The organism is Psychrobacter sp. PP-21, assembly GCF_033790785.1.
Classification (GTDB): domain Bacteria; phylum Pseudomonadota; class Gammaproteobacteria; order Pseudomonadales; family Moraxellaceae; genus Psychrobacter.
This window is the reverse complement of record NZ_JAMYEB010000035.1, coordinates 1-5,689: the sequence shown is the minus strand read 5'-3', so window position 1 is coordinate 5,689 and position 5,689 is coordinate 1. Positions and strand designations below refer to the sequence as shown.

The following is a 5,689-nucleotide window of genomic DNA, read 5'->3' as shown; positions in this document are numbered from 1 at the left end:
TTCTGTCAAACTTTTATCTATTAGTCTATTCATTAGTAATGATGGAAGGACGAAAGCACGTCGTATTCTCACGCTAAGCCCATATATGGTAAATAAAAATAATGATCCAAAAGCTCACTACATGTACACAACGAAGTACACCGAGATTACCTAAATAACTCAATATACCGATACCACTAGCCTATAGCCTAGGATTCAAGTCCTCACTAGGGAACCGAACCAAGGAAGGAGCCTGCTTGGTTCGCCATAAATATGCTTAAAAAAATATATCAATGAACCATGTTACCAACCAGCCAAACTCTCTTAGACTTACAATTAGCGTTTGGTGGATATTTCCATTTTAAATTTTCTTCATTTACCAGTGAGTAATCAGCAGAAGATCCTCCAACAGTGACTACATCTCCAATCTTAAATTTTTCATTACTTACTCTGTTGTAAATAACGAAGGGATTCTGCTCCCATTCTAGGTTCGGATTAACTATTACCACTAACATATCACCCATAAATAAACAGCCATTTATAACATTAAGGGTTCCCCTGTAAGCTGCCGCATCTCCATCTCTAGAATCTGTTTCAATAGCAGTGACATAAACCATGTTTTCAGATTTTCTCTCACTGAGCTTACTAGAATTTAATAGAGATTCATTGTAATTAGAAAAATTTTGATCTTCGTTAGCAGAGGGTTGACATCCGCTAACGAAGAAAATGGCTACTATAGCTGCATATAATTTTATTCTAATTGCCATATATTCCATCCTGCTGTTAAGTAATCAAGAGACATGTATAAGAAACCACTACGATAGAAACTGTCTGTTGGAATCCTTTTTCTCTTAAATGCTGTGACATATATAAGCTCTCAAATTGTTAAAGTGTTTCAGAGTCTGCTTTGGTTTCATTGTTATTTTCAATGTTAACCTTACCACCAAGCCCCTTTACTAAATCTGCCATTAAATCCTTATCCGTCTGTCTGTTCAAAAAACCTAATAGATTGTTAGCTGTATATTCCTTTAAGCCATTTACTGAATCATTCTCTAAAACATCTACCAAAAAGGCACCCAGTAGAATTTTTTGTCGTGTCAGCTTCTTATCTAACTTCTGTCTCTCCCTATTTATCTTTAGCTCAAGATCATTAATCTTCTGCTGTTCTTTTAAATCATTACCACCTAGTAAGCTCATACCTTCCTCCTAAAATATCAAATTACCTATTTACCCGACTATAGCAACTCCGCCAGACTCTAACAATCTATTATGATATAGTTAATTGACGGATGGTTGAGTCCCACTGACTAAGTGCGAGTTTTCGACTTCACAAATGTTTACTTCCTTCGGTCGTACATTTGTGAAGTCAAACGTCGGCAGGGGCAAAGCCCCCACACCCCCCCACAACGAAAAGACGTAGTGCTAAAAAGCAAAAGCATGAGTGTTTGAAAATGGCTATTTTTCTCGCATCGACTAAATCAATATCACGAGGTAGCGGACAAAGTGCTGTTGCTTCTGCTAGTTATCGAGCAGGGGAAAAATTAAAGGATGAGCGTTACGGTAAGACGCATGATTACTCTAAACGCTCAGGTGTCATGAGTGCCGATATTATTTTGCCGTCAGCATTAGCTGATGCAGGCGTTACTATTGATCGTAGCGATTTATGGAATAAAGCAGAGAGCGCCGAAAAAAGAAAAGATGCGCGAGTGGCTAGAGAGTGGTTGGTCAATTTACCGCATGAGTTAAGCGAACAAGATCGCAAAGACATAGCACATAGGTTCGCCCAGACCCTAGCGGATCGTTACGACACGATTGCTGACTGTGCTATTCACAAACCAACTCAAAGAGAGATTGAGCGCGGTGCTGACCCTCGTAACTTTCATGCTCATATCATGTTTACTACTCGTAAAGCCGTAATAGGTAATGACAACGAGATTGTATTGACTGACAAAGCCGATATTGAGTTGTCCGATACGAAGCGTCGTCAGCTTGGATTTGAGATAGAACGAGTCAATGATGAGCTTAGGGAAATTCGTCAGCTGTGGGAACAGATTGCTAATGAGAAGTTAGCTGAGCATAAGCACGATTTAATAGATTGCCGTAGCTATGCAGACCAAGGCAAAGATATTGAGCCGCAGCTTAAAATGGGTTCGGTTGCGACCAAGCTAGAGCGTGACGCATACGAAAAGGCTAAAAAAGAAGCTTTAGATAATGAGCAGGAATTTACTGGCATCGCACCAGTGACGATCCGTGGTGAGATTAACGCTATGATCGCGGAGCGTAATAGCCTGGTGCTAGAAGCGTCTAACAAAATTGAGAGAGAAAACAGTGAACGAATTAATCGAACAAAACGAATCATTGATGCAAACGCAGACAGAGTTAGAGACACAGAATCAATCATTGACCGAGTTAGTCGAAGGCTTGGAGAAAGCACTGACAGAGTTAGAGACACAGAATCAATCATTGAGACAACACAACGAGTCGTTGATGCAAATGCAGACAGAGTTAGAGACGCAAAATCAGCAAATGATTGGGCAGCTGAACGATGCAAAAACCTACCAAAGGCAACTAATGGAGCAATTGAAGCTATCGAGAGAACGCTTCAAAGAATTGATGAAAACGCAGTCAGATCTAAGAACACAGTATCAGCAATTAGTGGAACATCAGAAATCAATGACAACACGAAACAACGAGCTGAAAATAGCAAATCAGAAGCTGCGAGAGTCAACAACAGCATTGCAGCAAGAGCAAAACCAGCCCCAAGCCCCTTTGACAACGAATACGAAAGAGCCTTTCATGAGCGAAAAAGACAAATTGATCAAAAAACTAGAGACGCAGCTCGACAAGCTCTTGAAGCAGAACAAAATACTAGAAGAATACAAGCTGATACGCTAGACAAGAAAAAGGTTCTAGCTTACCGACTGCTTATGCGCAATCAAGACAGTAAGAGGTTAAGTAAAGGACGTAACGAAAAATCGGAACATTACCCAGAAAAGTTCGATTATCGACAAATTGCCATACTTAATGAATTCGCTCACTCTCTAGGTATTCATACAATTGAGAAAGAGTATCTAGAAAAATACGAGCTAGTCGTTGGTATGCTTAGCCTTGAGGTCATGCAAAACAACCTAGCTGCTATAAATATATTAGTAGATAACCAAAAAGAAAGATCTCACCATCAAACTGTTACAGCAGACTTTTATGATTTTATCGCTAAGCTAGACAGACAAAGAGCTGAACAGGTACAACAGCATCAAACAAGATTAGGTAGGAATGATACTAGCAGAGTGACTGCGACAATAATAACAGCTCAACCTTATCTAGCTGCACTGACTAAATATGCAAATAACAGTGAAAAAACAGACGAAAGCAGAGCATTAGCAGAACAACATATCAATCAGACTATTAGACTGACAGCTAAGCAATACGAGGTTGCTTACAAAGGACTGAATACTTTAATGAGCAATGATAGCGTCCAGAAGCACGTTAGAGAGCTTGGAGACAGTTTAGGTAGATTTACTACTGATTACGCTGAAAAGTTATCTGGCGATGATTTAAGAAGCATTAATAACGATTTAAAAGTCATTGATAGAGGGATAGATACAGGTAATGTAAATGATAGTAGAGATAATCCATCACCAAATTTCTAATTATACATACCTCTATTTTTTCTTTTTCTTTTATTACTTATCCACAACTAAAAATGCTTTTAATGCTTTTAAATGCTTTTAAATGCTTTTAAGCAAGCTGTATCTACCGAAAATAAAGGGGTTCAGACCTCATTAATAGACGTTTATACCGTTATAAATGGACGTTTATACCGTTATAAATGGACGTTTATACCGTTATAAATGGACGTCTATGCCGTATTAATTGACACATTATTATTTGACTATTAATTGACATTATATATAATAGTCTTTTTAACTAAAAATGATTAAAGGCAGGGAAGCTTATGAATAATAAGAAAAAAAATGGTGGGCAAGACTTAGTTGTTAAATCAAATCGAATTATCACAGCTTTTCAAAACCTATCTTTAACTGAGATGTGTTTAATACAGCTAGCTATTGTTGATGCAAGAGAGACAGAGCAAGGGTTAGGGTTCAATAAGCCTTTGTCTATAAGTGCGAAAAGATATGCTGAAGTTTTTAATATACAAATTGATACTGCCTATAAGGTATTAGCTCAGGCTGGGAAAGGCTTGAGAGCGCGCTATTTTACGTTTTCAGATGGTACTGGTAGTAAGGTTGAGACAAACTGGGTTCAACAAGTCAGGTATGTTAAAAGTGAGGGTCGCATTGAGATCATTTTTACTGTTGCCGTTATTAACGAGATTACTCGTTTAGGTTCACACTTTACACAATATGACCTAGAGTTCATCGCCACGCTTAACAGTGTTTACTCTGTGCGTTTGTATGAGCTGACAGTAAAATGGTTAAGTGCGAAGAAATCAGAAGTGTTTGATTACGCACTATTGCGAGGTCAGCTAGGAATTGGTATCAATGAATATAAAAATATGGGAGATTTTAAAAAACGTGTTCTTGATTTAGCAGTTAAAGAGATAAATGAGAAAACAAATATCAGAGTTAAATATAGTAATGTAAAACAAGGTCGAACAATCATAGGCTTTGCGTTTACTGTGCATGAAAAGCCTAAAGCTAACAAGACAAACAAAAAGCCCAACGCTGATACTGGCAATATGTTTACGATAGACGGACTATCAGATAAACAGTTGTGGCGTATCAGTCGGCATAAAGAGTTTATAAGCACATACAGTAGTCTGGCCAAAGGTGACGCTGGTAAGAACTGGTCAGCGTATAGTGATTTCATAGTTAGTGAGATCAAAAAAGACGCTTCTAGATTCAGTAAGAAACGCCCTATACGCGAATATTTAGATGGAAATGAAGCAGACTATGACTTCTCAAGGTAACGACAAAAACCGACCACTTAAAACAGACTGATATAGGTGGTTCCTTTATGCCAGTCTGTTTTAAGTGGTCTATTAATAGGTTTGAGGGGCGAAATAACTAGTTTCTTTGAGGTATAGCCTAAAAAAATTAAGGTGAACATAAAAAATGACAGAAGATCATCATTATATTTCTCATAAAACTATGGTTAATCTATTAAACGATTTATCGCCCTTTAATTATGCTTATTTTCATGGGTTTTTTGCAATTTTTTTCACTTCTTTAATACTAGGCTCCAAGTTCAAAAACTATCAAGGTATTACCCCCTTTGCACAATCAATGGAATTAGCTTCGGGTAGAATAAGGTTACTGAACGATGTAGTTCTACTATATTTTGTATTAATATTTTTTATAATTACTCTCACTTATTTCATGAAAGGGGTCTCAAACAAAGTTGTCAGGGAATTTAAACTAGCAGCAAAAAACCCAGATAAGTTAAATCATGCAGTCGGTGAAAATCCCAAAAGAACTATTCTTATAACTGCATTAATATTACTTTTTATAAATATAGGTTGGTTTATGTTCTTTGGCTTTACCTCAGCGGGAAACTCAAGAATCATGAGAAGCTTTCTAGTGGGTTCTGAATATTTCATTATAATAAATATTTTCTTAGGTTTTCTGTCAAACTTTTATCTATTAGTCTATTCATTAGTAATGATGGAAGGACGAAAGCACGTCGTATTCTCACGCTAAGCCCATATATGGTAAATAAAAATAATGATCCAAAAGCTCACTACATGTAC

General features: G+C 37.3%; 5 protein-coding genes. 3 read left to right on the top strand and 2 right to left on the bottom strand.

Annotation, left to right across the window (positions count from 1 at the left end; genetic code table 11):
* Positions 1–269: 269 nt before the first annotated feature.
* Entirely contained in the window at positions 270–746 is a 477-nt protein-coding gene (locus NJD71_RS13245; protein ID WP_057762762.1) for a hypothetical protein, read from the bottom strand.
* A 118-nt stretch (positions 747–864) separates the two neighbouring features.
* Positions 865–1,176, bottom strand: coding sequence for a mobilization protein MobS (locus NJD71_RS13240; RefSeq protein ID WP_082624706.1), 312 nt, complete (start codon positions 1,174–1,176; stop codon positions 865–867).
* Positions 1,177–1,430: 254 nt separating this feature from the next.
* Between NJD71_RS13240 and NJD71_RS13235 the strand changes: the two genes are divergently transcribed.
* The 3 genes from NJD71_RS13235 (at position 1,431) to NJD71_RS13225 (ending at position 5,639) form a co-directional block, all read left to right on the top strand.
* Positions 1,431–3,629 (top strand): MobA/MobL family protein, encoded by a 2,199-nt coding sequence (locus NJD71_RS13235; protein WP_057762765.1) that lies wholly within the window; start codon positions 1,431–1,433, stop codon positions 3,627–3,629.
* Between the two features lie 305 nt (positions 3,630–3,934).
* On the top strand, positions 3,935–4,909 hold the full coding sequence (repM, locus tag NJD71_RS13230; protein ID WP_057762756.1) for a replication initiation protein RepM: 975 nt from the start codon (positions 3,935–3,937) through the stop codon (positions 4,907–4,909).
* Positions 4,910–5,054: 145 nt separating this feature from the next.
* Positions 5,055–5,639, top strand: coding sequence for a hypothetical protein (locus NJD71_RS13225; RefSeq protein ID WP_057762758.1), 585 nt, complete (start codon positions 5,055–5,057; stop codon positions 5,637–5,639).
* Positions 5,640–5,689: the final 50 nt, after the last annotated feature.

Excerpts from the sequence above, each read along its gene's own strand:
- NJD71_RS13245 (WP_057762762.1), bottom strand. The coding sequence starts at position 746 with ATGGCAATTAGAATAAAATTATATGCAGCTATAGTAGCCATTTTCTTC.
- NJD71_RS13235 (WP_057762765.1), top strand. The coding sequence starts at position 1,431 with ATGGCTATTTTTCTCGCATCGACTAAATCAATATCACGAGGTAGCGGA.
- NJD71_RS13225 (WP_057762758.1), top strand. The coding sequence starts at position 5,055 with ATGACAGAAGATCATCATTATATTTCTCATAAAACTATGGTTAATCTA.
- NJD71_RS13240 (WP_082624706.1), bottom strand. The coding sequence starts at position 1,176 with ATGAGCTTACTAGGTGGTAATGATTTAAAAGAACAGCAGAAGATTAAT.
- repM (WP_057762756.1), top strand. The coding sequence starts at position 3,935 with ATGAATAATAAGAAAAAAAATGGTGGGCAAGACTTAGTTGTTAAATCA.